This window comes from Stenotrophomonas sp. LMG 10879, assembly GCF_002750935.1.
GTDB lineage: Bacteria > Pseudomonadota > Gammaproteobacteria > Xanthomonadales > Xanthomonadaceae > Stenotrophomonas > Stenotrophomonas lactitubi_B.
The window spans coordinates 178,220-203,297 of record NZ_PEJT01000004.1 but is presented as its reverse complement, the minus strand read 5'-3'; the positions used below and the strand labels follow the sequence as shown (position 1 = coordinate 203,297).

26 protein-coding genes are annotated in these 25,078 nt (G+C 67.5%); 9 read left to right on the top strand and 17 right to left on the bottom strand.

All coding sequences use genetic code 11. The features are described from left to right. Nucleotides 1-38: 38 nt before the first annotated feature. Nucleotides 39-788, bottom strand: a complete 750-nt coding sequence (locus CR919_RS07860) for an EAL domain-containing protein (RefSeq protein ID WP_207761026.1) — start codon at nt 786-788, stop codon at nt 39-41. Nucleotides 789-1,666: 878 nt separating this feature from the next. Here CR919_RS07860 and CR919_RS07850 point away from each other — a divergent pair. After that, nucleotides 1,667-2,035 carry a hypothetical protein gene (locus CR919_RS07850; protein ID WP_099819535.1) on the top strand — a complete coding sequence of 123 codons (369 nt, stop codon included), beginning with the start codon at nt 1,667-1,669 and terminating at the stop codon, nt 2,033-2,035. Nucleotides 2,036-2,065: 30 nt separating this feature from the next. Here CR919_RS07850 and CR919_RS07845 read toward each other — a convergent pair whose 3' ends face one another. Next, nucleotides 2,066-2,746 carry a hypothetical protein gene (locus CR919_RS07845; protein ID WP_099819534.1) on the bottom strand — a complete coding sequence of 227 codons (681 nt, stop codon included), beginning with the start codon at nt 2,744-2,746 and terminating at the stop codon, nt 2,066-2,068. 108 nt (nt 2,747-2,854) lie between these two features. Between CR919_RS07845 and CR919_RS07840 the strand changes: the two genes are divergently transcribed. Beyond that, nucleotides 2,855-3,331 (top strand): nuclear transport factor 2 family protein, encoded by a 477-nt coding sequence (locus CR919_RS07840; RefSeq protein WP_207761020.1) that lies wholly within the window; start codon nt 2,855-2,857, stop codon nt 3,329-3,331. 93 nt (nt 3,332-3,424) lie between these two features. On the opposite strand, the gene CR919_RS07835 is transcribed toward CR919_RS07840, so the two are convergent. The 5 genes from CR919_RS07835 to CR919_RS07815 form a co-directional block, all read right to left on the bottom strand. Next, nucleotides 3,425-4,450: an NAD(P)H-dependent glycerol-3-phosphate dehydrogenase gene (locus tag CR919_RS07835; protein ID WP_025875929.1), complete on the bottom strand. Its 1,026-nt coding sequence runs from the start codon at nt 4,448-4,450 to the stop codon at nt 3,425-3,427. A gap of 20 nt (nt 4,451-4,470) precedes the next feature. Beyond that, entirely contained in the window at nt 4,471-4,989 is a 519-nt protein-coding gene (gene secB / locus CR919_RS07830; protein ID WP_025875931.1) for a protein-export chaperone SecB, read from the bottom strand. A gap of 99 nt (nt 4,990-5,088) precedes the next feature. Continuing rightward, entirely contained in the window at nt 5,089-5,526 is a 438-nt protein-coding gene (locus tag CR919_RS07825) for a rhodanese-like domain-containing protein (RefSeq protein ID WP_025875933.1), read from the bottom strand. A gap of 57 nt (nt 5,527-5,583) precedes the next feature. After that, entirely contained in the window at nt 5,584-6,015 is a 432-nt protein-coding gene (locus tag CR919_RS07820; protein ID WP_099819532.1) for a hypothetical protein, read from the bottom strand. A 32-nt stretch (nt 6,016-6,047) separates the two neighbouring features. Continuing rightward, a complete protein-coding gene (locus CR919_RS07815; RefSeq protein ID WP_089242022.1) occupies nt 6,048-6,515 on the bottom strand; it encodes a YiiD C-terminal domain-containing protein in 468 nt (155 codons plus the stop codon). Between the two features lie 33 nt (nt 6,516-6,548). On the opposite strand from CR919_RS07815, the gene CR919_RS07810 reads away from it, so the two are divergent. The 3 genes from CR919_RS07810 to CR919_RS07800 all read left to right on the top strand — a co-directional run bounded on the left by CR919_RS07810 (nt 6,549) and on the right by CR919_RS07800 (nt 9,736). After that, nucleotides 6,549-7,337, top strand: coding sequence for a uroporphyrinogen-III synthase (locus CR919_RS07810; protein ID WP_099819531.1), 789 nt, complete (start codon nt 6,549-6,551; stop codon nt 7,335-7,337). Nucleotides 7,338-7,441: 104 nt separating this feature from the next. After that, the gene (locus tag CR919_RS07805) at nt 7,442-8,422 is read left to right on the top strand and encodes a uroporphyrinogen-III C-methyltransferase (RefSeq protein WP_099819530.1); all 981 of its coding nucleotides are present in this window, start codon (nt 7,442-7,444) and stop codon (nt 8,420-8,422) included. A 6-nt stretch (nt 8,423-8,428) separates the two neighbouring features. Further along, complete coding sequence (locus CR919_RS07800; RefSeq protein WP_099819529.1) at nt 8,429-9,736, top strand: heme biosynthesis HemY N-terminal domain-containing protein; 1,308 nt, start codon at nt 8,429-8,431, stop codon at nt 9,734-9,736. 160 nt (nt 9,737-9,896) lie between these two features. Here CR919_RS07800 and CR919_RS07795 read toward each other — a convergent pair whose 3' ends face one another. Then, nucleotides 9,897-11,192 (bottom strand): acetyl-CoA C-acetyltransferase, encoded by a 1,296-nt coding sequence (locus CR919_RS07795; protein WP_088100805.1) that lies wholly within the window; start codon nt 11,190-11,192, stop codon nt 9,897-9,899. A gap of 93 nt (nt 11,193-11,285) precedes the next feature. Between CR919_RS07795 and CR919_RS07790 the strand changes: the two genes are divergently transcribed. Next, a complete protein-coding gene (locus CR919_RS07790; RefSeq protein ID WP_099819528.1) occupies nt 11,286-12,173 on the top strand; it encodes a hypothetical protein in 888 nt (295 codons plus the stop codon). Between the two features lie 139 nt (nt 12,174-12,312). Here the strand turns inward: CR919_RS07790 and CR919_RS07785 are convergent, their stop codons facing one another. The 4 genes from CR919_RS07785 to CR919_RS07770 all read right to left on the bottom strand — a co-directional run bounded on the left by CR919_RS07785 (nt 12,313) and on the right by CR919_RS07770 (nt 16,144). Further along, nucleotides 12,313-12,945, bottom strand: a complete 633-nt coding sequence (locus CR919_RS07785; protein ID WP_099819527.1) for a superoxide dismutase family protein — start codon at nt 12,943-12,945, stop codon at nt 12,313-12,315. 33 nt (nt 12,946-12,978) lie between these two features. Then, nucleotides 12,979-13,548, bottom strand: a complete 570-nt coding sequence (locus tag CR919_RS07780; RefSeq protein WP_099819526.1) for a superoxide dismutase family protein — start codon at nt 13,546-13,548, stop codon at nt 12,979-12,981. A 93-nt stretch (nt 13,549-13,641) separates the two neighbouring features. After that, on the bottom strand, nt 13,642-15,090 hold the full coding sequence (ntrC, locus tag CR919_RS07775; protein ID WP_099819525.1) for a nitrogen regulation protein NR(I): 1,449 nt from the start codon (nt 15,088-15,090) through the stop codon (nt 13,642-13,644). Then, nucleotides 15,083-16,144: an ATP-binding protein gene (locus CR919_RS07770; RefSeq protein WP_099819524.1), complete on the bottom strand. Its 1,062-nt coding sequence runs from the start codon at nt 16,142-16,144 to the stop codon at nt 15,083-15,085. The genes ntrC and CR919_RS07770 overlap by 8 nt, the downstream gene beginning before the upstream one ends. Nucleotides 16,145-16,319: 175 nt before the next feature. Between CR919_RS07770 and CR919_RS07765 the strand changes: the two genes are divergently transcribed. Then, the gene (locus CR919_RS07765) at nt 16,320-16,574 is read left to right on the top strand and encodes a HigA family addiction module antitoxin (RefSeq protein ID WP_099819523.1); all 255 of its coding nucleotides are present in this window, start codon (nt 16,320-16,322) and stop codon (nt 16,572-16,574) included. A gap of 67 nt (nt 16,575-16,641) precedes the next feature. On the opposite strand, the gene CR919_RS07760 is transcribed toward CR919_RS07765, so the two are convergent. The 4 genes from CR919_RS07760 to CR919_RS07745 all read right to left on the bottom strand — a co-directional run bounded on the left by CR919_RS07760 (nt 16,642) and on the right by CR919_RS07745 (nt 21,915). Then, nucleotides 16,642-18,687 (bottom strand): TonB-dependent receptor, encoded by a 2,046-nt coding sequence (locus CR919_RS07760; RefSeq protein ID WP_099819522.1) that lies wholly within the window; start codon nt 18,685-18,687, stop codon nt 16,642-16,644. 83 nt (nt 18,688-18,770) lie between these two features. Next, a complete protein-coding gene (locus tag CR919_RS07755; RefSeq protein ID WP_089241703.1) occupies nt 18,771-19,073 on the bottom strand; it encodes a hypothetical protein in 303 nt (100 codons plus the stop codon). Nucleotides 19,074-19,181: 108 nt separating this feature from the next. Continuing rightward, nucleotides 19,182-20,339, bottom strand: coding sequence for an MltA domain-containing protein (locus CR919_RS07750; protein WP_099819521.1), 1,158 nt, complete (start codon nt 20,337-20,339; stop codon nt 19,182-19,184). Nucleotides 20,340-20,406: 67 nt separating this feature from the next. Beyond that, nucleotides 20,407-21,915 (bottom strand): alpha/beta hydrolase, encoded by a 1,509-nt coding sequence (locus CR919_RS07745; RefSeq protein ID WP_099819520.1) that lies wholly within the window; start codon nt 21,913-21,915, stop codon nt 20,407-20,409. Nucleotides 21,916-22,153: 238 nt separating this feature from the next. On the opposite strand from CR919_RS07745, the gene CR919_RS07740 reads away from it, so the two are divergent. Together CR919_RS07740 and CR919_RS07735 are read left to right on the top strand one after the other, a co-directional pair. Beyond that, nucleotides 22,154-23,752 carry a sensor histidine kinase gene (locus CR919_RS07740; RefSeq protein WP_243379987.1) on the top strand — a complete coding sequence of 533 codons (1,599 nt, stop codon included), beginning with the start codon at nt 22,154-22,156 and terminating at the stop codon, nt 23,750-23,752. Then, nucleotides 23,740-24,441 (top strand): LytTR family DNA-binding domain-containing protein, encoded by a 702-nt coding sequence (locus CR919_RS07735; protein ID WP_099819519.1) that lies wholly within the window; start codon nt 23,740-23,742, stop codon nt 24,439-24,441. The genes CR919_RS07740 and CR919_RS07735 overlap by 13 nt, the downstream gene beginning before the upstream one ends. Nucleotides 24,442-24,513: 72 nt before the next feature. Here the strand turns inward: CR919_RS07735 and CR919_RS07730 are convergent, their stop codons facing one another. After that, entirely contained in the window at nt 24,514-25,044 is a 531-nt protein-coding gene (locus CR919_RS07730; protein ID WP_207761019.1) for a cytochrome b/b6 domain-containing protein, read from the bottom strand. Nucleotides 25,045-25,078: the final 34 nt, after the last annotated feature.

The following is a 25,078-nucleotide window of genomic DNA, read 5'->3' as shown; positions in this document are numbered from 1 at the left end:
GGCCACACCTGACCGGGATCGGACGCGCCGTGTGCCGATCACATTGTCCAAGGGATGTCAGCCTCGCGGGCGGCAGACTCGAACTGCGGCCGACCGAACCAGTAGCCTTGCATCAGGCTGATGCCGAGATCCGACAGACAGTGCGCCTCATCGCGGGTCTCGATGCCTTCGGCAATGACATCGATGGCCAGTTGCCCGCACATGGACACCACGCCCTCCACGATCGCGCGACGCGAGGGGCTATGGTCGATTCCCCGGATCAGCGCCATATCCAGCTTGACCATGTCCGGCTGGAAGTCGGCCAGCAGATTCAGGCCGGCAAAACCGGCACCGAAATCATCAATGGCCGTCTTGAAGCCGATACGTTTGTACTCGCTCAGGATCTCGGCCAACCATTTTCCATCGCTGATCTGCTCTCCCTCCACGGTTTCAAAGATGATTCGCTCAACAGGAAAACCATGCCGAGCCGCAGCTTGCAGCGTGGAACGGATGCACACCTCGGGCCGATAGATCGCATTGGGCAGAAAATTGATTGAAAGATGAGAGCGCAGATTCAACGACGCCGCGATCCGGATCGCCTTCTCACGGCAGGCCTGGTCGAACGAATAACGGTTGTCCGCGGTGATACGTGACAGCACCGAACCTGCGGGCTCTCCGGCCGGACCGCGGACCAGCGCCTCATGCGCGAACACCTTGCGTGCATGCACATCGACGATCGGCTGGAATGCGTAACTGAATTCGAACTGCAGCGGATCCGCATTGCGGCACTGTGCACATCCGGCGCGCATATCGGAGGGAGGCATGCGGTTGATTCCATGTTCGGGCTAACGCCACGAGAATAGCCGACGCCCATCAGCGCCATGTGGAGGCCATCGGCGCGCCCATTCCTGTTATCGGCAGTGCTCGCGCGCGGAGCGCGTAGAGCATGCAGCTTCGCCGCCGATGTGAGGCGCCTGAGCAGGGTGGCGGGGTCGGCGCCGAACCTGCGGGCCAGAAGGCAACAGCAACGCCTGCGCTCGTTCTGAAAGCGGGCAGCCCTGCTGGTGCAGCAGCGTGATGGCTTGCCTGGCCCGCCGAACCAAGCCGGTATTGGCGATGAAAGTCATCTTCGCTCCGTGGAACTCCAGCACCACGTTCTCGGTTCCGGGGGCCTTCCGATCGTCCACCCTGGCGATCTCGCCGTAGTGTCGGGTGCGCGTCATCCAGTTGCGCCCGCTTTTTGGCGGCTCTGTCGTTATTGCCTCGCTGAGGTGACAGCACACCACGCTGGCAACCACGACCCGTGTCGCATATTCCTCTATCGCTTAGGGCCCTTGCGCCATCGGCGTCTGGGGCGGCTTAACAGCGTGGGAGAATGCTGAAAGCGTCTTGCATCAAGCGTTGAATGCAACTCTTCTGATTGGCGCTACGCGTCGGCACAGGTACAGATGACGGGCCACCTCATCTGGGGTGGCCGGGCCTCGAAAACCCGTATCGACAATGAAGTGATTACGCTTGCCGGCCGGCGTCACCTCGCGTGGCGCCGGTCGGCAATCCGTCTGCCGGCTGCGGCGGGCGGAGCGTGGAGGCCCTGTGCCTGCCGGTTCATTGTCCCGGTTTTCGAGCCACGTCTCCGCCCGCCACCTTTGTGTGGCGGCTACCGTCTGTCCTGCACGGAGCCCCAGCCATGACTGCACCGGAATTCCCTCGCCCCCAGCCCTATCGCGTTGCGGGCGATGAGGTATCAGAGCAACCACCTGCGCTCGACCCCACGGCTTTCATTGCCACCCTGACGCGGATCGGCAACGGAGCAGCCGCCGACGGCCAGCCCTGGCCGGAGCGTCATCAGATGGCGGGCCGTCGCATGGCACTGGCCGATGCGGACTGCGCACTGGCAGGCCTGCGCATCGCGCTGGAGGTGCTGCTGGCGGCCGAGCGCGTCCGCCAGAACGGCCCGGACGACGAATACGTGGGCGATCGGGTGATGGAGGGTTTGATGATGGCGTGCCTGGCGCTGACCGCGCAGGTCAGTGCGCGGATGCGACCGGAGGAATAACGCCGGAACCTCTTCCGGCGTTAGCGCCCATCACTCGCAGGAATCGCCTTCTTCCTTCAGCATCGCTTCGTCCACCGGTCGCTCGCGATCGATCAGGGCACGCTGCTCCGCGTTCGGCTCGCCCAGCCACCACACCTTGCAGCGGGCGGTAAGGCGGCCGACCATCTTCGACTGCGTCGGCGAGTACAGCATCGCCAACGCGGTGGTCGGGCACTGGTGCGCCTGGCAGGCGGTGTAGAGCCACCACGGCTCGCCCTGCAGCACCATCAGTTCGCCAGGCCCGCTGGGACCGCTCAGCAGGCGTTCGCGCAGGGAGGGGATGCTCTTGTCGGGCGATTCGGCCGCCGCAGTGTTCTTCATCAGAGCATTGAACGTGGCCAGCACCTTCGGATCCTTGCGGCCGCAGTCGTCCACGCTATTGCCGCCGACCAGGGTGAAGAAATAAGTGGCCAGCGGATTGTCCTTGCAGGTGAGCTCCGCGCCGGGGGTCTCTCCTTCCGGCTCGCCTTCGTTGTCCCACACCGAAGGGTCCACGCCGTCTTCGATGGAAGGCTCGTTCTCGACCACCGTGGCCGTAGCGGCTGGGGCTTCCGTTGCCGGTGCGGCGGTGGCGGCGGGCGTGGCAGCGGTGCCTGCGTCCGGTGCCGGGGTCTGCGTGCAGGCGGCCAGTAACGCGACCATCGCCGCCATTCCCATCATTCGAGACGTCATTCCCTGTCCTGTGTGCATTCGCCCAGCTGGCGACCGTGTGATTCTACCCGCCGGCCAAGATGGATACTCTGGCAGTCACGCCTTCCATCGCCGCCAGGATGCAGACGCATGCTCTGTTCAAGACTTGCCGTGATTGTTCTCAGTGGACTGTTGCTGGCCGCGCCTGTCGTTGCGCAGGAGCCCGCCGCACCCTCGCCCGCCGCACGCCTTGCCGATGTCGCCCTGCCCGCTGCGCTGGATCGGGTGCTGCGCGATTACGAACAGGCGTGGCGCACGGGTGATGCGAAGGCGTTGGCCAGGTTGTTCGCCGAGGACGGTTTCATCCTGCAGAGCAACCAGCCGCCTGTGCGCGGGCGCGCAGCCATCGAGGCAGCGTATGCCAGCCAGGGAAGCAGCCCGTTGCGGCTGCGCGCGCTGGCCTATGCCGCCGAGGAAACCACCGGTTACGTCATTGGTGCCTACACCTACGGCAACAACGTGGGCGATACCGGGAAGTTCACGCTGACGTTGAAGCGGGTAGCGGGTGGGCCGTGGATGATCTTTTCGGACATGGACAACACCAACGCGCCGCCGCGGTCGCGATGATGGGCGATACGGGTTCCACAGTAGATCCACACCATGCGTGGATGGGTTCGCGCACGCACAAAAAAACCCCGGCGCTGGGCCGGGGTTTTCGATTCACTTGAACAGCGTGTCCGGATACTCCGGTTTCTGTTCGCGTGCCAACAGCGCACGCAATCCTTCTTCCGGGGTCTGCTCGCCATGCAGCACGGCGCGCACACGGTCGGAGATCGGCAGGTCGATGCCATGACGGCGCGCCTGTCGCATCACTTCGTCGGCGGTCTGCACCGACTCGACCACCTGGCCGATTTCGCGGATGGCGTCCTGCAGCGTCTGCCCGCGGCCAAGGGCCAGGCCCAGGCGGCGGTTACGCGAGAGGTCGCCGGTGCAGGTCAGCACCAGGTCGCCCAGACCCGCCAGGCCCATCAGCGTTTCCGGCTTGGCGCCGATCGCTGCGGCCAGGCGCAGCATCTCGTTGAGGCCGCGGGTGATCAGGCCGGCACGGGCGTTCAGGCCCAGCTGCATGCCATCGGCCACGCCGGTGGCCACGGCCAGCACGTTCTTCATCGCACCGCCCAGTTCGGCACCGACCATGTCGTCGCCGGTGTAGGCGCGGAACGCCGGGCCATGCATCGCCTCGGCCACCGTCTGCGCGAACTCGGGCACGTCGCCGTGCACGGTGATCGCGGTCGGCAGGCCCAGGGTGACTTCCTTGGCGAACGACGGCCCGGTGACAACGGCCAGCGGCACGTCCTCACCCAGCACTTCGCGCGCCACTTCATGCAGGAAGCGGCCAGAGCCGGGCTCGAAGCCCTTGGTCGCCCAGGCCACGCCGGCACCGGCCGGACGCAGCGGCGCCAGCGCGCGCACGGTTTCACCGAATGCGTGCGACGGGGTCACCACCAGGATCCAGGCGGCACCCTCCACCGCCGACGCCAGGTCGGTGGTGGCGCGCAGCGATTCCGGCAACGGAATGCCCGGCAGGTAGCGCGGATTCTCGTGGCGCTGGTCGATGGCTTCAACCACGGCGGCATCGCGCCCCCACAGCACGGTCTGGCGACCGTGCCGGGCGAGCAGCGTAGCCAGCGCGGTTCCCCAGGAACCGGCGCCGAGTACGGCAATCTTGTCAGCGGTAGTGCTCATCCGTGACGTCGCGGCCGGGATCAGGCGTTGCCGGCCGGCTCGGAGTCAGCCAGCGACGGTGCGTCGCCCTGCTCCTGGCGCTGGCGCAGGGTTTCTGCGTACAGGCCTTCAAAGTTGATCGGCTGCAGGAAGAACGGCGGGAAGCCGCCGGCCTGGATCAGGTCGCTGACCAGCTGGCGCACGTACGGGAACAGAATGTTCGGGCACTGGGTGCCGAGCAGCACGTCGATCGACTGCGGGTCCAGGCCGACCAGGCCGAACACGCCGGCCTGCTTCACTTCGGCCACGTACGCGGTGCGCTCGCCGGCCTGGCAGGTCAGGGTCACGGCCAGCACGACTTCAAAGGCATTCTCGCCCAGACGCTGGACCTGCTGGTTCAGGTTGAGCTGCAGTTCCGGCTGCACCTGGTCGTTGAAGATCGACGGCGCATTCGGCGACTCGAAGGAAACGTCCTTGACGTAGATCTTCTCGACGGTGAACGCGGGGCCGGTGGCGGCATCGACCGGCGCGACAGCGCCGTTGGTGGTCTCTTCGGACATTTCCAGTAACTCCAGTGAATGCAATGAAAACGATGGTCGAATTACTGCGATGGGGGCGGCGGAGGGCGCAAACAAGGCCACATCCGCCACCGCCTGCGATCAGTTGCGGCCCTTGACCAGCGGCAGTTCTGCCTGCTGCCATGCGGGGATGCCGCCGTCGAGCACGAAGACCTTCTCGAAGCCGGCCTTCTTCAGCGCCTTGGCGGCGGTCTCGGACGCGTTGCCGCTGCGGCACACCAGTACCACCGGGGCCTGCTTGGCGTTGGCCACCAGCTTGTGCTCGGGGCCGAACGCACTGGCCTGGGCACTGCGGCTGCCGGCGATGTGGCCCTTTTCGAAATCGGCGCTGGGCGACAGATCCACCACCACCGTGCCGCCCGCGTTGATCAGCTGGGTCAGTTCGGCGGGCTTGATGCCCTTGAAGCCCCGGAACAGGCGGCGGATTTCGGTGACGATGAGGGCCACGGTCAGGCCGACCAGGGCCGCGGACAGCATCGGGTTTCGGCCTGCGAAGGCCAGCAACTCTTCGTAATTCACTCAGGTCACGGGTCGATTAAGCGGGCGCCGATTGTCGCACAAGCCGGACGCGCGCCGTCACTGCCCCTGCCAGAGGTCCGGCAGGCCTGCACTCTGCCACCAGCGCTTGGCTTCCGGATCCCAGCGCCAGCGCTCGGTGACCACCACGGTGCGCTCGGCCTGGGTGTTCTGGTTGATCACCCCGATTTCGACCCGGCGCTCGACCACGCCACCCTCCAGCGCTGCCGTGCTGCGCTCGCGGTAGGACGACACGCGCAGCTGCGCATAGCGGTTGAGCTCGAACTCGGTCGGCGGCTTGGACTTGCGCAGCTGCGGGTCCAGGTAACCGATGGCATCGTCCATGCTGCCCCAGCGGATGGTGGCGCCGTAGGCGATCTGGGTCTCTTCCAGCAGCTTGCGCTGCTTGCGGCTGAGGTCGTCGGCGGCAGCACCGGCAGCGGCGCTGAGCAGCAGCAGGGAACACAGGAGGATCTGGATGAGGCGGCGCATCGGTGGGTTCCGCAGGGCGTCAGCCTGCCATCCTACCCTTTGGCGAAGGCAACGAAACGACCGCTGAATTCGGCCGCGGCCTTGCCATCGGCGCCGGGCTGGGTCGCAACAATGCTGATGCGGGCCTTGCCGCGCTGGCGGAAGGTGGCCAGGAAGGTGTCCCAGGCGCCGCTTCCGGTGGCTTCGGCGTGGGCATGCAGGTCTTCATAGACCGGCGCCAGGTAGCGCAGGTTGCTGTCGGCCACGTAGACCTCGGCGTCGTGGCCGGCCAGGCGCAGGCGCAGGCTGACCAGCGCCCAGCCGGACAGGGTCAGCACCGAGGCCAGGCTGCCACCGAACGCGTTGCCCTTGTCGTTGACGTTGGCCACCAGCGGCGCGGTGATGCGCAGCACGCCGTCGGCATAGCCATCCAGGCGGATCTGCATCGCGCGGACCGCCGGCATGCAGTCCAGCACGTCCTGCAGGGCAGCCAGCGAAGAGGTCAGGGCATCAACAGCCATCAGCAGCAACCACGACAACAAAGGGCCCGCATAATGACGGGAATGGCCGACCATACGATACCCACTGGCTGGACCCTGATCTCACTGCGCCCGCAGGGTCAGCAGGCGGCGCTGCGCCACGCTGCAGCAGGGCTGGGAGGCCGTACCGTCGCGCTTTCGCCCTGGCGGCTGCAGCGCTTGCAGGACATTGCCGCATTGCAGCAACTACAACGGGCGCTGACCAGCGAGCGGGTGGTGTTCACCAGCCCGGCGGCCGTCGCGGCGGCGGCCAGCCTGATACCGCTGGCAGCTGCGCAACGCAGCCCGTGGCTGACGGTGGGCGAAGGCACCGCGCGCGCGCTGCTGGCGCATGGCGTCGCCGACGTCCATGCGCCCCAGCGGATGGACAGCGAAGGCCTGCTGGCGCTGCCGGTGCTGGGCGATGTACGCGGCATGCGGATCGGGCTGGTGACCGCACCGGGAGGCCGTGGCCTGATTGCTGCCGAACTGCAGGCCGCCGGCGCACAGATCATCCGCGCCGATGTTTACCGACGGCTGCCGCTGCGCTTGTCGCGGCGCATGTTGGCGCGTTTGGCCCGTTCTCCGACGCCCTGGCTGCTGGCCATCAGCAGCGGCGAGGCCTTGCAGCGTTTCTGGCAGCAGCTGCCTGCGCACTGGCAGCAGCGGCTGCAGGCGAACGCGATCGCGCTGGTGGCCAGCGACCGGCTGGGCGTGCAGGCGCAGGCGCTGGGGCTGACCCGGGTAGTACGCAGCGAGGGTCCCACCCACCTTCAGTTGATCGCCGCTGCACACGCTGCGCTCACCGGCCCGGCAGCGACCTGAACAGGCACCCGGCAGCGGCTTGCCGGTGTCGTCGGCAACAGTGATGCTGTGCACAACGCTGCCTGCCGGATCTGTTCCGGTGTTGCCGCCGACAAGGAAGCCCGATGAACGACACTCTGCCGCCCGCTCCATCGCCCCATCGCCCCATGCGCTGGCTGCTGCCGCTTGCCGCGCTGGCGGTGCTGGGCGCGGGCGGCTATGCCGGTTACCACTATTGGCAGAAGCAGCAGAGCGACCAGCTGGCGCAGGCGCAGACCACCGCCGTGCAGCTGAAGGGGCTGGAGGACACGGTCGAGGCCCTGCGCCGCGACCAGCGCGCCGCCAGCCAGCGCCTGCAGGATGCGGCCACCACCAACCGGGTGCTGCGCGACGAAGTGCTGGGCCTGTCGCAGCGCAGCGCCCTGCTCGAAGAAAACCTGGCCAAGCTGGCCGACAGCGCCAACCAGGGCCGCCAGGCGGTGCAGCGTGATGAGGCCGAACTCCTTCTGACCCAGGCTGCGCAGCGTCTGGCCTTCGCCGATGACGTGGAGGGCTCGCGCCGACTGTATGCGCTGGCCGCCGCGGCATTGGCCGATCTTCCCGACAGCGACGGCCTGAACCTGCGCCAGGCACTGGTGCAGGAACGCAACGCGCTGGATGCGTTGGGCGCGGGCCCTCGCGTGCAGTCGCTGCAACGCCTGGACGCACTGGGCAAGGCGCTGCAGGGCCTGCCTTCGCAGATCGCGCAGACGCCGGCCGACAACACCGCAAAACCGTGGTGGCAGGCCGCGCTGGCGCCCTTCGTGGACATCACCCCGAGCCGTCTGAACGGCCCGCTGACCTCGGCCGAGCGCACCTCCATCGACACGGCGCTGCAGCTGGAACTGACCCTGGCCCGCGCCGCGATCGAGCGCGGCGACGGCAGCGGCCGCGACGCCGCGCTGAACAGAATCGATCTCTGGGCGCAGCGGCGCTGGCCGGATTCACCGGACCTGCGCGCGCAACGTGCTGAACTCCATGCCCTGCGCACGCTGCCATTGCAGGCCGACGACACCGTGCTTGGCAGCACCCTGCAACAACTGCGTACCCAGACCGACCGGAGGTAAGCCCGTATGAAACCCCTGCAATCACTGGTCGTGCTGTTGCTGGCAGTGGCCATTGGCGTGGTTGCCGCGCAATGGCTCGGCACCGATGACCTGAACCGCTACGGCGAAGTGACCCTGCGCTACGCCGGCTACGACTACCACAGCAACCTGCCGAAGGTGGCGCTGCTGTCGGTGATCGGCGTGCTGGTGCTGTGGCTGCTGTGGAGCCTGATCGCCGCACCGTTCCGTGCCTGGGGCCGCTACCGCCGCAAGCAGGGCCGGGTGCGCCTGATCGATGGCCTGCTGGCGTACGAGCATGGCCAGTGGCAGCGCGCGGAGAAGCTGCTGGATGGCGCCGCCAAGGATCCGGAAGTCAGCGGGGTTGCCCTGGCCAATGCCGTGCGCAGTGCACAGGTGCGCGCCGATGCACCCGCTGCCGAGGCGCTGCTGCAGCGTCTGGGCGAAAGCGATGCGACGTTGCAGGCGTTGCTGCGCGCCGAACAGCTGCTGGCCAACGATCTGCCGGTGGATGCGATCAACGCACTGGACGTGGCGGCGATCCAGCCGCTGCCGCCGCGCGGTCTGTGGCTGCGTACCGAAGCGCTGGCACGCGCTGGCCGCGCGCACGAGGCTTACGGCCAGCTCGGCGCACTGCGCCAGACCAAGGTGCTGCCGGCCGAGGCCAGCAGCGAACTGGAAGCCCGCCTGGCCGCGCAGGCGCTGCTGGAAGCAGGCGACGTCAACGCCCTGGCTACGCAATGGGAAGCCACGCCGAAGGCGCTGCGACCGACCCCGGACGTGGTTGCCGCCTACGCCACCCGTGCGGTTGCACTGGACTGGGACGAACCGGCACTGCTGGCGCTTGAGCAGGCGCTGGACCATCGCTGGGATGACGAGCTGGTGGCCGTGTATGGCCGTCTGCCAGCCGAGCGTCTGGCTACACGCCAGGCCAACCTGCAGCGTTGGCGCAACGTGCACGACGACTCGGCCGCCCTGCGCCTGGCCCAGGGCCGCATCGCGCTGGCGCAGCAGCAGTGGGATGCCGCCGATGCGTTCCTGCATGAAGCCATTGCCGCGGGTGCCGGCGCCCCTGCATGGGAGGCGCTGGGTGAAGCCTTCGCACAACGTGGCGAGCACGTGCTGGCCGCGCAGTGCCTGAGCAACGCACTGCGCCTGCAGCGCGGCGAGGACAGCGTGGCCCTGGTGCGCGCATCGGCAGCAGTGGTCGACCCGCCGCTGCATGCGACCGTTGAAGAGCAGTCGATTGCACCGTTGCCGCCGGTGTATGACGCCAACGAGGAACGCGACGAATTCGGCAACCCGCGGATGCCGTAACCATGGCTGAAGTGTGCCGACCAACGGTCGGCACCCACCAGAGGATGCAATCAACGAAAACGCCGCCCCTCGGGCGGCGTTCTCGTGTGTAGATCCACGCCATGCGTGGATGCTCTTCGAGCAGTGCCAAGCGAGCTTGGCATCTACCCGAGCAGTCGCATCAACGTTCGACGATCGCCACCACGCCCATGCCGCCGGCGGTGCAGATCGACACCAGCGCACGGCCACCGCCGCGCTCGGCCAGCTGCTTGGCGGCCGTGGCGATCACGCGTGCGCCGGTAGCGGCGAACGGGTGGCCGGTGGCCAGCGACGAGCCCAGCAGGTTGATCTTGTCCGGGTCGATGCGCCCCATCGGCGCATCCAGGCCCAAGCGGTTGCGGCAGTAATCCTCGCTCTCCCACGCGCGCAGGGTGCACAGCACCTGTGCGGCGAAGGCTTCGTGGATCTCGTAGATGTCGAAGTCCTGCAGGGTCAGGCCGTTGCGCTTGAGCATCTCCGGCACGGCCACGGTCGGTGCCATCAACAGCCCTTCGCCGTGCACGAAATCGACGGCCGACACGTGTGCGTCGCGCAGGTAGGCCTGCGGCTCGTGGCCATGTGCACGTGCCCACTCTTCGCTGGCCAGCAGCACGGCGGCGGCGCCGTCGGTCAGCGGGGTGGAATTGGCAGCGGTCAGGGTGCCGCGGCCGGACACCTTGTCGAAGGCCGGCTTCAGCGTGGCCAGCTTCTCCAGCGAGGTGTCGGCGCGCAGGATGTTGTCGCGCTCGACGCCGCGGAACGGTGCGATCAGGTCGTTGAAGAAGCCGCGCTCATAGGCGGCAGCCAGCTTCTTGTGCGAAGACACCGCCCACTCGTCCTGCGAGTCGCGCGAGATGTTCCACTCCTTGGCCATGTCCTCGCAATGGTCGCCCATGCTCTTGCCGGTACGCGGCTCGGCCACGCCCGGGAACTCCGGCTTGAGCTCGGCGAACTTGAAGCCCGAGGTCAGCGCGCGGATCTTGTCGCCCGTGCTCTTGGCACGGTTGGCCGCCAGCAGGCGCGCACGCAGCTTCTTGCCGTACACGATCGGCACGTCGGAGGTGGTGTCCGAACCGCCGCCGATGCCGGACTCGATCTGGCCCAGGGCGATCTTGTTGGCTACGGTGATGATGCTGTCCAGCGAGGTGCCGCAGGCACGCTGCAGGGTGATGCCGGGGGTCAACGGCGACAGGCCCGAAGACAGCGTGGCTTCGCGGCCCAGGTTCCAGTCGCTGGAGTGCTTGATGACCGCACCCATCGCTACTTCGCCCAGCTGCTGGCCGTGCAGGCCGAAGCGCTCGACCAGCGCTCCCAGCGTGCGCACCGACATGCCGAGGTTGCCGACATCCGAATACGCGGTGTTCTGACGGCAGAACGGAATGCGGACGCCACCGAGGATGGCGACGGGACGAGCGTTGGGCATGGAGATACCTGGCATGGATGAGGGTGTCTGCAACATGGCCTGCACGACAGAGCAGGCATAATGGGGCCAAGTGTAGCTGCCGCCCTGTGATGGGCCAACCGTGGAACCATGAGCAAACCCGACCCTGCGATGAATGCCCTTGGCGTGCTGGCCCTGGAACTGGCCGGCGGCGAAATCCCCCGCCAGGCGGTGCTCAGCGCTGAACAGGCCGGTGAACTGGCCGAACGCGTCGGCCGCGACCTGTCCAAGCTGGTGCCACAGGTGGCCGAGCTGGACCTGGTGTTCGCCGCCGCCCATTTCGATCCGGCCGAAGTGCTTCGCCCGGGCTGGCCGATCCATCGCCGCCTGGAAGAACTGCAGATGCGTGCGCCCGGCCGCAACCAGGGCCCGCGCGTACTGGCCTTCGGCGCCGATGCCAACGGTGATGTGCCGCTGCCGTTCCAGGCCGACGCAACCCTGGTCGGCGGTGGCCTGCGGGTGGTGCCGTTCCTGCTGACCGGCAGCGAGGTGGCAACCACGTCGGCCGTGGCCGATGCACTGGAAGACGTGCTGCTGGCCAATGGCATGGCCCATGCCGATACCGCGCTGATGGCACAGAACACGTTCGGTGCGCGCGTCGAGCACGCGCGCTATTTCACCGTGAACGACCTGGCCGCGATGATGTCGATGCAGTACGACAACCAGGGCCTGGCCGCGCTGTGGCCGCTGATTGAAACCGCGATCATGGCCCCGGGCCAGGACGAGTGGCTGAGTGACGCGCCGGAGCCGTTGCTGCGCTATACGCAGGGTGAAGCGCGCATGGCGCTGTTCGACCCGGCCGGCTGGTGCGCGCATTACAACCACGGCAAGGGTGACTGCGAACGCCTGCAGGGCATCTACGAGCAGTTCCTGATGCGCCAGCGGCAGATGGCCGCAGTGCTGGAAGCGCACGGTGTGCCGGTGCTGTTCGTGCATTGCGAAGCTGGGCAGGACGCACGCGAGCTGCTGGCGCGCTGATAGAACGGTGGCCGCGACGTGTTGTAGAGCCGAGCCCATGCTCGGCTCAGGGCCCCGGAAGAGCAGCCGAGCCTGGGCTCGGCTCTACAGGAAGCAGTGCAAAGAAAAACGCCGGCTTGCGCCGGCGTTTTCCGTTTTCTTACGGAGCCTTGTTGATCACCGCGCACGCCAGTCGCGCACCGGCGTTGCCGGTCGGCTGGGTCTTGTAGTCGTCTGCGTCGGCGTGGACGATCAGGCCGCGGCCGATGATGTCGAAATCATCACCCTTGCCGATGTTGACGTTGCTCGACACCGGGCCATCGATGGTGGCTACACCCTTGTCGTCGGCCTTGATGTTGGGCATGTCACCGCCGTGGTGCGGATCGGTGGCCACGTTGCCGTGGTCCTGCTTGCCCGGGTTGAAGTGGCCGCCGGCGCTCATGCCGTCCGGCGCGCTGCAGTCGCCCTTCTCGTGGATGTGGAAGCCGTGCTCGCTGCCTGGCTTCAGGCCGGTGATCTGGCCGGATGCGTGAACCTTGCCGTCGACCAGCTTGAAGGTGATCGAACCCTTGGTTTCATTGCCCTGGGTCGGTGCCAGCTCGGCGGTAGCCGAGGCATTGGCTGCCGGGGCCGGTGCGGTAGCCGGTGCGGTGGCCGGATCGGCCGGTGCTGCCGAACCTTCGGCCGGGGTGGTGGCCGGGGCTTCGGCGGCCGGTGCGGCCGGTTGCTGGTTGCAGGCGGCCAGGCCCAGTGCAGCGATGGCGGCGAACAGCGAAGTGTGGATCAGACGCATGGAAACTCTCCTTGGAAAATGCCGGGGGTGTGATCAGCGGGTTACCCGGATCACGCCGCAGGCGATGCGGACGCCGGCATTGCCGGCGGGCTGGCTGCGATAGTCGTCGGCCCTGGCGTGCACCACCAGCGAACGTCCGGCGATATCCGTGGCGGCGCCTCCGCCCAGGGTAACGCCCTTCAGGTGCACATCGATGTTGGCGCGGCCCTGCGCATCGGCCTGCAGGTTGTCGATGTCGCCCAGGTGGTGCTTGCCGCTGCCGGCACGACCGTGCGCGACACCGGCGGGATTGAAGTGGTTGCCGGCGCTGCTGGCATCCACCGCGCTGCAGTCGCCGCGCTCATGGATGTGGAAACCGGCCTGCTGCATCGGCTGCAGGCCTCCCACCAGACCGGTGAGGTGCACGCCACCGGGTTCCACCATCAACGCCAGGCGGCCACTGACGATGCTGGCCGAGGCAGGCGCCAGATTGGCTTCGGCCTGCTTGGCGGTGCTGACCACCGTTGCCGGCGGAGGTGTGGGCTGCGGCTTCTTCGGCGCGCTGCCACAGGCAGACAGGAGCACGGCGGCGGACAGCGGCAGAAGGGCGAAGGACAAACGCATCGAGGACTCCTTGCAGGTAACACTACGGACGGCATCGTCCATGGAGGATCAACAGTTCGGCAAGCGGGTGCGAGGATCGCGTGCAGGTATCGTTCAATGGCCGCCGCGACGGCGACCGGCGCCCAGCTTGCGGGTAAGCGTATTGCGGCCGAGGCCCAGCCGCGCGGCGGCTTCGGCGCGACGGCCGTGGGTGATCTGCAGGGCGGCCTCCAGCAGGGCGTGGTCGACCCGTTCGCGTACCTGTGCGTGCAGGCCCTCGGTGCCTTCGGCCAGCTGCCGGCGTGCCCATTCGGACAGCAGCGCTTCCCATTGGCCCGGATCGCCGGCAGCCGTGCTGCTGCGTCGGCTGCGGGTGCGGTTGAGCGCGGTATCGACATCGGCCACGCCAATCGTGTCTGCGGCAGCCAGTGCAGCCATCCGCCAGCACACGTTTTCCAGTTCGCGGACGTTGCCCGGCCAGTCGTGCTCGCGCAGCGCCTGCAATGCAGCCGCCGTCAGGCGCTTGGGCGGCGTATCGAGCTTGCGTGCGGCAGCGGCCAGGAACGTTGTGGCCAGCTGCGCGATGTCCTCGCGGCGCTCGCGCAGCGGCGGCAGCTGCAGGCGCACCACATCCAGGCGGTGCAGCAGGTCGGCACGGAATTTTCCCTGCGCGACCAGGCCTTCCAGATCCTGATGAGTGGCGGCGACCACGCGCACATCGACGCGGATCAGTTCGCGCCCACCCACGCGGAAGAATTCGCCCTGCGCGAGCACGCGCAGCAGGCGCGTCTGCAACGGCAACGGCATGTCGCCGATTTCATCGAGGAACAGGGTGCCGCCGTTGGCCTGCTCGAAGCGGCCGATATGGCGCCGCTGCGCGCCGGTGAACGCACCCGCCTCGTGGCCGAACAGCTCGCTTTCCAGCAGCTCGGCAGGAATGGCGGCGGTGTTCAGGGCGACGAACGGATGCTGCGCTCGGGGCGATTCGCGGTGCAGCGCGTTGGCCACCAGCTCCTTGCCGGTACCGGTCTCGCCGATGATCAACACCGCCAGCGGCGCCTGCGCGAGGCGGCCGATGGCGCGGAACAGCGCGCGCATCGGTGGCGTGTCGCCCACCAGCTGCGGCGGCTGGTCGCTGGCTGCGTCTGCGGCGGGAGTGGGCGCAGCCAAGGCCGGCTCCACTGCAGGCAGCACGCGCTGGGCCAGCGCTACCGCATCATCCAGGTCGAACGGCTTGGACAGGAACTCGTGCGCACCGCCGCGGAACGCACCGGCGGCACTGGCGACATCGGTGTAGGCCGACATCACCACCACCGGCAGCTGCGGCAGCGCGGCCTTCAGCTTGTCCAGCAGCACCAGGCCATCGTCGCCGGGCATGCGCACGTCGGTGAACAGCAGCGCCGGCGGCGGGCTTTCGGCCAGCGCTTTCAACGCGGGTGCCGCGCTGTCGAAGTCGACCACCTGGTAGCCGGCTTCGCGCAGCGCGGTGCACAGCACGAAGCGCACGGCGCGGTCATCGTCGACGACCCAGATGCACGGCGCGGACGAGGAAGACTCAGACATCGCGCGGGGCCTCCTCGGCGGCAGCGGTGCCGTTGCCGATCGGCAGCAGCAGGGTGAATACGGTATGGCCCGGACGCGACCGGTAGGTCAGCGTGCCGCGATGCTCGCGTGCGACCTGCTGGGCCAGCGCCAGGCCCAGGCCAGTGCCTTCGGCGCGGCCACTGACCAGCGGCAGGAACAGGTGTTCGGCCAGTTCCTCGGGCACGCCACGGCCGTCGTCGGCGATTTCCAGGCGCAACGCCAGGGTGTGCAGCTGTTCGGCGATGCGCACCCCGTGTTCAACGCGGGTGCGCAGGGTGATGTTGCCGGCGCCGGCCTGGATGGCATTGCGCACCAGGTTCCATACCGCCTGGGTGAGGCGGTCGGCGTCGCCGTCGAATTCGGGGATGCTGGGGTCGTAATCGCGCTGCAGGCGCACCGCCCAGCCGGCCTCGTTCTCGGCCAGGCGCAGCACGCGCTCCAACGCGGCGTGGATGTTCAGCGCCGCGTGCGGTGCGGCCGGCGCCGGTGACAGCAGCTGCTCCAGCAGGCCATTGAGCCGCTCGATCTCCGAACCGATCAGATCGATCAGCTCGCGTTCGCTGGCGTCGCGCTGGGCCGCGCGGCGCGCCAGCAGCTGCGCGGCGCCCTTCAACCCGGCCAGCGGATTGCGCAGTTCATGCGCCAGACCCTTCAGCGCCGCACTGAGCGCGCTGGGCAGGGCCTGGGTCGGGTCAAGCCCGGGGAACTCATCGACCGGATGCGCCTCCAGCAGCCAGCCGCCATCGTCGCGGCGGCTCATCCAGCCTTCGGCGAAACGCGCCGCCTCGCCGGGCAAGGCCAGCGCCAGCCGGTTCAGGCGCAGGCTGTCGCGCTCGTCGCGGGCCAGGAAATGGGCCAGCGCCTCGCCCTGCACTTCCAGCGCGGCCAACGGCTGGCCGAGCAGGCGCCGGCCGCTGACGCCCAGCCAGCGCGCGAAGGCCGGATTACAGCCGGCGATGCGGCCATCGGGCCCGGACCAGGCCAGCGGCGTGCCGAGGGCGTCGAGGGACGGCGGGGGTGCAGGGTCGGACATTGCACCAATGTAGTGCAAAACAGGGGCACGGGGTCCGGGGTCGGATCCCTTTCCACAAGGAAAGGGCTCTGACCCCATCAAGCCGAATGCGTCGAGCGTGGTCGGATTACCCGATTCCCACAGCAACACGCCGTCGACACACTGCCCTCTGCATCAGTTTTCGAGCAGCCCTCCCATGCGAACCGTTCCCTACCCCACTCCCGGCGAGATCCTGCTCCACGAATTCCTGGAGCCGCTGGGCATCACCCAGCACCGCCTGGCCAAGGCGATCGGCGTGTCGCAGCGCCGGATCGGCGAGATCGTCACTGGCCATCGCGCCGTGACGGCGGCCACCGGGCTGCGCCTGTCCCGCCACTTCGGTGTGTCCGACATGTTCTGGATCGGCCTGCAGGCCGATTTCGATGCGGTGACGAGCAAAGCAGCGACGTGAGGTTGTTCCGGGGTCAGAGCCCTTTCTTTGAAGAAAGGGATCCGACCCCTTGCACCAGCGTTGCGGATTACAGCTTCATGTTGAGGCCGACGAAGACCGCGCGGCCCGGGGCGGGCGAGAACATCGGCCGGGCGCTGTCCCAGAAGAAGCTGTCGTACCACGCGTAGGCGTACTCACGGCCGGTGACGTTCTTCAGCTGCAGGTCCACGCTCCAGGCCGGGGTGATCTGGTAACTGGCGCTGAGGTCGAGCACGGCGAAGCCACCGAACTTGCCCGTGACGTTGCGCTCTTCCAGGTAGTAATCGCCCTGCGCACGCGCCTGCAGGCCCAGCTGCAGGGCGTCGCTGGCCTGGTAGTCCAGGCCGAGGTTGCTGATGTGGCGCGGCGTGGCCGCGACTTCGCGTCCCTGCAGGGACACGCCGGGGGCGCGGTCGTCGCGGGTGATCTTCGCTTCCTGGTAGGCATGCGAGGCCCACAGGGTCCACGCGTCTCCCAGCTGCGCGCTGATCTGCGCATCCACACCGCGGCGACGGGTCTTGCCCAGCGTGACCGTCGTGCCGGTGGCCGGCATGTTGGACACTTCGTTTTCCGCGTCCTGCTGCCAGACCGCCAGGCGTGCCTGGCTGCCGGCGAAGGGCTGGAATTTCAGGCCCAGCTCCATGCCGGTGTTGGTGGAGGGCTGCATCGGTGCCTGCCCCGGGGTGAGATAGGCCGGCGCGGTGGAACCGGTCAGCACCTGGAACGTGCGCCCCCAGTTGGCGTAGACGTGAGTGTGCTCACCCAGGCTGTGGATGACGCTCAGCTTGGGCTGGCCGATGCTGCCGTAGTCCTGCAGGCGGCCGCTGGTGCCGTTCAACAACCGGGTGTGGCCGCTGAAACGGTCCACACGGTAGGCCGGCACGATCTTCCATGCATCGGCTGGCTGGTAGATCGCCTGCACGTAGGCACCCCAGTTGTCGAAGCTGTGGCGGTCGTTGTTCTGCACGCGTGCCGGTGCACGGCTGAAATCGGTGGGTTCGGCGTAGGCGTAGCGCTCGCGGAGGTAGCCGTTGTCCTGCTGCTCGTAGTTCAGCCCGCCCTCCACGGTGAGCATGGGGCTGGCCTGCCAGGTGAGCGTGCCGAGCAGGCCGGTCTGGCGCTCGTCCCACACACGGCGCTGGCGCGGCAGATTACCGGTGGGCAGATCGCTGAAGGTCACCCGGCGGTCGTCTTCATAGCGGTTGTAGTACAGCCGCGTGCCGAAGGTCACCGCGTCACTGAGCTTCATGTCCAGGTGCGCGGCGAACTGGCGCATGTCGCGGTCATCGCCGTCGTTGCCGTTGCGCAGGTCGCTGCGGCGGCGGCCGGCGTGCAGCTCTTCGGCTGTCATGAAACCGGGCTCGTCGGCCTCGTGATGGTAGGCGCGCGCGGTCAGGCCGATGCGCAGCCCGTCCTCCAGCGAACCGAAGAACCACTTGCCGCCCAGCGAGTACTTCTTCGAGCTGTCGTGGTCGCGGTAGCCGTCGCTGGCCTGGGTGCCGACGAAGTAGTTCTGCGCGAAGCCGTTGGCTTCGCGACCCACCGCCAGCTGCGCGTCGCGGGTGTTGTAACTGCCGTAGGCCAGGCGCGCGTCGGTGTAGGTGCCGCCCTGGCGCGTGCCGAAGTTCACGTTGCCACCGATGTTGTGCAGGCCGTAGCGCGGGTCGTTGGTACCGCGCACGACTTCGATGTAGCTGATTTCCAGCGGAAACAGCATGTCGATGAAGCGCTGGTTGCCACTGTTGACGTTGCTGGGGATGCCGTCGATCAGGGTCTTGATGGCATTGAGGTAGCCCTCGCCGTTGAAGGCGCGGAAGCTGACCTTGCCCGACTCGGCACCCTGCCGGGTTTCGGTCAGCTGGATGCCGGGCATCTGCCCGAGCAGTTCCCAGCTGTGTGACACGTTGCGGCTTTCGATCTGGTCCGCGCCCAGCACGTCCACCGAAGTCAGCACCTGGTGCGCGCTCAGTTGTCCCTCGCTGTGCTGGTGCACATCGACCTTGCCCAGGGTGAGCGCGGCGTCGGCGGACTGGGCGAATGCTTCAGGGGCGAACGGGGCGGCCGCGAGCGCGGCCACCAGCGTGGGAGTCTTCATCGGGAAGGGGGCGGGAGGCTGGAAATGAAACTTTATAACATTTCGATTTCGCCAGCTATCTGATGATTGCAGGCCCCTCGACCTTAAACGGGGTAGCCGGTGGCTTCCCGGGCCTTCTTCCAGGCAATCTCAAACTCGCGTGCGCTGATCTCGTCGTCTTCGTCGAAATCCATGAACGACACCGGCTGGTCAGCCAGCAGGAAGCGATCATCGCTGTGGGCATGCTCATCGGCCCAGACCATCTTGGTGCCGTAGATTTCGACCTGGCGCACGATCTTCTCGCCACGGGCTTCCATCAGCACGTTGCCCTTGCCCAGGCCCGACTCGGCCCAGTGCTTGTAGTACTTCTTGGTGTTGGATTTTGCGTTGTTCTTTGCGTATTTCATTGCATTTGTCCTGGCCACAGGTGCGGCCGGAGAGATCGGAAGGGCGCCATTATCAGGCATATGGGGTCAGATCCCTTTCCTGCGGGAGGGGATCTGACCCCCGCTGACCTACTGCGGCAACGCCACGCCCTTCGGCCACAGCATCCAGATATTGCCCTGCTGCTTCATGTCGCCCGCCAGCTTGCCGGCGGCATCGCCACTGCCCCAGTACAGGTCGGCGCGTACCTCACCGGCAATGGCGCCACCGGTATCCTGCGCGGCCACCGGGCGCACCACCGGCGTGCCGTCCGGGCGCGTGGTCGACAGCCACAGCAGGCTGCCCAGCGGCACCACGGTGCGGTCCACCGCCACGCTGTAGCCGGCGGTCAGCGGCACGTTCAATGAACCACGCGGGCCTTCCGGGCTGTCCGCGCTGCGCACGAAGAACACGTAGCTGGGATTGCTGCGCAGCAGCTCCGGTACGCGTGCCGGATGTGCTTTCGCCCATGCGCGGATCGCGTCCATGGTCACGTCTTCCTTCTTCAGCTCGCCCTGCTCCACCAGCCAGCGGCCAATCGCGCGATAGGGATGGCCGTTCTGTTCGGCGTAGGCCAGCCGCACCTGCCGGCCATCGGCCAGGCGCACACGCCCCGAACCCTGGATCTGCAACAGCTGCAGGTCCATCGGATCGGTCAGCCAGGCCAGCACCGGCGCCTTGGCGCCCTTGGTCGCAATGCTGCCGGCATCGTCGTAGGGCTTCAGCACCTTGCCCTCCACGCGGCCGCGCAGGCGCTTGCCCTTCAATTCGGGATAGACACTCTCCAGCTGCACCACCACCAGATCATCGGGTGTGCCGTACACCGGCACGGTGGCGGTGTCGGTGCGGGTGAGGCTGCCCGGATAGATGGGTTCGTAGTAGCCGGTGATCAGGCCGTCGGCGCGATGGCCGCCGGCGCGCAGGGAATAGACATCGAGATCGCGCTGCAGGAATGCGCGGATCGCGCTGGCGTCCTTGTCGGACACGGTGCTGGCGGTCGCGCAGGGTTTTGCCCAGATCGCATCGTTCTTCAACCGGGTGCAGCTGCTGCGCCAAGCGGCGAAGCCTTCCTGCAGGTCGCTATCGGATACGGTCGGCAACGTGTTCCAGTCGACCTTGGCGTAGGTGGCGGCAGGCCTTGCTGCAGCAGGGGCTTCAGGACGGGTGCCGGTGCTGGAACAACCAGCAAGCACGGCAAGCGCGAGCAGGCTCCAGCACGTGCGGTTGAAGGGGGCGATGAGGTCAGTCATTGCCCCAATGTAGTGCAATCGGGCGTGGCGCAGGACCGGGATCGCATCCTGCACCACACGAGGGGCCTTATCGCTTGCCGCCCAGCAGCTCACTGCTGTGGGTGGCGAACACCGGCGGCGGCACGTCCAGCGCGGTTTCGCTGACGACGCGGCCGGCGAGGAAGTCGACGATGCTGCGGGCGATGGCCGGGTTGCCTGTCCACAACTCGTTGTGATGGCTTGCATTGCGCACCAGCATCGAATGACCGTTGCTGAAGCCCGGCCGCAGAGCCTCGGCATTGGCCGGGGGCGTACGCCCATCCAGCGTGCCGCTGATGAACAGCACCGGCACCTCACTGTGCAGCGGGCCGCGGAAGCCCGCACCCAGATCGGCCAGGCCGAGGCCATCACCGATGGCCGGGAACGGGAAGTTCAGCCCGTCGCCGAACAGGCTCTGGCATGCCTGTGCTTCGGCCAGCGCCCGGCGCTGCGGGCTCTGCCCGGAGGCGACGTCCATCGCCAGGCCCATGGCCGGGAACTGCGCGAACTGGGCGCGCCCGATCAGCACCAGGTCGGCCAGCGGGTCGTAGTTGCCCGTCTCGGCCTCGCGCAGCACCAACGGCAGCCATTGCTGGGTGATGCGCTGCCCCAGCATGTTGGCGATGACGATCTGCGCGTCGAACAGGCCGATGTTGACCTGGCGGCCCTCATGCATGTGGCTGCGGCCCTGCCGCGGCTGCTCGCGCAGCGCCTGCAGCACGCGGTTGGCCGATCCGGCCAGATCATCGAAGCCGTCCTTGCGCGCAAGCACCGCCAGCTCCTGCAGCAGCGCGTCGCTGCTCAGCGGCAGCTTCAGCGTATCGTCGGGACCTTCGGATCCCATCAGCACCACGCGCTCAAGACCGGCGCCGTGCAGGCGCACCGTGGCCAGGGCCAGATGGGTGCCATAGCTCATGCCCCACAGGCTGATCTTCGGCACGTCCAGCGCGCGCCGCAGGTCGTCGAGGTCGCCGGCACTCTCGGCCGTGGTGTAGGCACCAAGGTCGACACCGGCCTGCCGCCAGAACGCTACGCACTTGGCGGCCGTCGCCTGCAACACCGCCAACGCGGCATCGCGCTGCAACGGCTGCGCATCGTCGAAACGGCTCTCGTGCGGACATTCCGGCGGCGGCTCGGACAGACCCGCACCGCGCTGGTCGAGCAGCAGCACGTCCGTCTCGCGGCGGACCTGGTCGAACACTGGCCAGCGCGGACCACGTGCGGTATCGATTCCAGAACCACCCGGACCACCGGCCAGGTAGACCACCGGTGCAGTGCGGCCAGTGCCAGCCGTCGCACGCAGGCGCAACACCTTCAGGTGCAGGCGCGGACCGTCCGGCTCGCTGTGCCGTCGCGGGACCTCCAGCGTGGCGATCTCGGCGGCAATATCGCCATGGTTCTTGGTCTGCAGTGTGTAGGGCTCGAAGGCCAGAGTCGCCGGACCGGCCTGCGCAGGAAGGGCGGCGGCAAGGGCCAGGCAGAGTGCGGCGAGGGCGACGGCCACGACGGGGCGACGAACCTGGAAACTGCCGGAAGACGTACAGGCGCTGCGGGTCATGTTGGGCTCCGATGGAGGGATGTGCGCCGCCAGCATCTGCTCCCGCGCAGCGCTGCGGACGCGTCCCTCTGCCGAACGTCTCCAGGCGCCGGTCCAATGTCTCCACGCAACCGATACGATGGCCGCCATGCAGATCACACGAACCCTGGCTGTCCTTGCTGTACTGCTTGCGGCCGTGGCTGCGTGGCTGATCGTGTCGACGCCGCCACCGGAAATGAGGGTTGTGCAGGGAGCACAGATGGCACCTGCGAATGTCGGGGCATCCGGCGGCCTGCCAACGCACCCGCCGCGGAACCTGGCTTGGCGGCCGCTGGACCAGCAGCAGCTGGCGGAGTGGCATGGCCCGTACTGGCTGCGCTGGCAGGTGCCGGCGCCGGAAAGCGACGCCGATCATGGACGCACAGTGAGGCTGTCGTTGCGCGCTGCCAGCCAGCTGTACTGGAACGGGATGCCATGGATCAGCAATGGCGCTGTCGGTCGCACGCCGGAAGAAGAGAGGCCCGGGCGCATAGACGTCGTGCGCGTGCTACCGCCGCCGTCGGGAAACGCCACCGATGAACTGCTGGTGCTTGCATCCAGCCAGCAGCAGCATTTCGCCCTGCATGGCGCAGATGCGATGGTGCTTATCGCGCCAGCCCCCGTGCTGTACGGCCAGATCATCCTGCCATGGCTGATCGCGGCCTTCGCCACCGGCGCGCTGGCAGCCGCATGCCTGTATTTCCTGGCGGTGCTGCGTGGGCAGACACGCACGCCCGGCGCGCACCTGCTGCTGGCGTTGGGCGTGGTGGGGCTGGCGCTGCCCGCGGTCGAGGCGTGGCGATCATTGCTGGGCTACCCCTATCCCTGGCATGGCGTTCGCCTGGTCGCGCTGCTGGCCCTGCATGTGGCCGCAGCGCTGCTGCTGCCGGCCTATCTTGCGCGTCGCTTCGCGGTGGCCTTACCGAGGGCGGGTCGTTTCAGCTATCTGGCGCTGATCATGGCAGCGGCCATCGCGCTGCCGGGCTTCGACACCCGCTCAGCGGCGGTGCTGCTGTTGAGCCTGCTCGCCTCGGCGTGGGTGCTGATGCGCGCGCCCGCCGACCAGGAAGACCGATGGCCGATCCTGGCGCTGCTGTCTGCCGGCCTGCTGGCGCTGCTGGTCGCACGCGGCGCCTTCCTTGATGGCCCGTACTTCCTGCTGCTGGCGGTGCTGATGGTGTTCCTTCTGCTGCGCCACGCTGCGCAGTTGCAGGCGCTGGACCGGCACAACGCCTGGCTGCGCGAAGAGCGCGCACGGCTTTCGTTGCAGTTGTTGCAACGGGGCATCCAGCCACATTGGCTGATGAACACGCTGACCTGCCTGCAGGAACTGATCGAGCAGTCGCCGATGCGCGCCAGCCGCCTGGTGGAGTCGCTGGCCGATCAGTTCAATCGCCTGCGCGACAGCAGCAGCCACCAGAGCGTTTCCCTGCAGGATGAGTTGGCCTTGTGCCGCAGCCATCTGGACATCATCGGCCTTGCCCTGGACCGGCGCATGGTGCTGGAGGTCGATGGCGGAGATGCGCCGATTTCGCTGCCGCCAGGCATCCTGCACGCACAGGTGGAAAATGCACTGACCCATGCCGGCGCTGTTGCCTGTGCACTGCACCCGTTCCGCCTGCACGTGCAGCGCGACAACGCGCGCTGGATACTGGAACTGCGTAGTGCGCGAGGCTCGGCCCCGCACCGCGGCCGTGGCACGGGTACACGTTACATCGAGGCCAGCCTGGCGGCGGCCAGCCCCGCCGGCTGGAGCTTCGTGCAGGGTATCGACGGTGACCATTGGTGTGGCCGGATCGAGCTGACATGCGCATCCTGATCGTCGAGGACGAACCCCTGGTGCAACAGCGCCTGCTGCGCATGTGCAGCGAGTTGGCCGGTGCACGCGCGCGTTTCGATGCAGCAGCCGATCTGGAAGCAGCCGGCGACCGCTTGCAGCGCAGCGTCTACGACGGCCTGCTGCTGGACCTTAACCTTGGCGGCGATGATGGCTTCGAGCTGCTGCGCCGCGCTGTTGCCGGGCGCTACCAGTGCGTGGTGGTGTCGGCACATCGCGAACGCGCATTGCAGGCGTTCGAGCACGGCGTGCTCGACTTCGTACCCAAGCCCTTCTCACGCGAGCGCCTCGCCCAGGCGCTGGAACGGCTGCTCGACGCAAGCCGCTACCGGCCCGGCCGCGCCCGCTATCTCGGCATCTGGCGTGCGCAGGGGACTACGCTGGTCGAACTGGCCGACGTGCAGTGGATCCGAGCGGATGGCGACTACAGTGAGCTGCGCATGCGCGATGGACGTATCGAACTGCATGACAAATCGCTTGCCGGCCTGGGGCCATTGCTGCCGCCGGAGTTCGTGCGTTGCCATCGCTCCCATGTCGTCAACCTGCGGCATGTCCGCAGCCTGCATGCCGCATCAGGCAGTCGTTACTGGGTCGTACTCAGCGACGGTACGGAGCTGCCCGTGGGCCGCGCGCATGTGGCGGCACTGCGCACTGAACTCAATCTGGACTGAGCCTGCGGCCCGCCCCCTCAGGGAGCTGCAACGACGGATGCGGGGCGCTGCGGCGAGCTTGCATTCCGACGGCTACCAGCGCATCCGCTTCAGGACCGGATTGCCCGAGGCATGGTGCTTGATCACCGCAGCGATGTGCAGGACAAGCAGGCCGGCAAGCACCATGCAGGCGTATTTGTGGGCCGCGTTGAACGCCGATGTCAGCTGAACGTCGATGAGCGGCGGTGGAAGGGTCAGCACGTTGAAGACGTTGATGTCCCTGTCCATCATCAGCACGCCGGTTATCAGCACCACGATCGTGGTCAGATAGATCGCGAAGTGTGCAAGGCGGGCAGCCCGCCCCTCCGCACTCGTCGGTTGCCCTGCGCTTGCCCGCAGCAGTGCCAGCAGCACACGAAGGGCGAAGAACGGAATCAGCGTAAAGGTCAGCGAGACGTTGAGGAAGCCGATGGCTTGCCGGGTAGCGTCCGCGACATCGAACAACGCCACGTAGAAGCCGCTGAGGGTTGCCCACAGAATGATGATGGCTGAGAACCAGTGCAGCAGCACCTGGATCCTGGTGTAGGTCATTGAATATTGCTCGCCGGTAAGGCCGAGCGACATTAGGGGTTTACCTATCCAGATTGAATCGGACAGC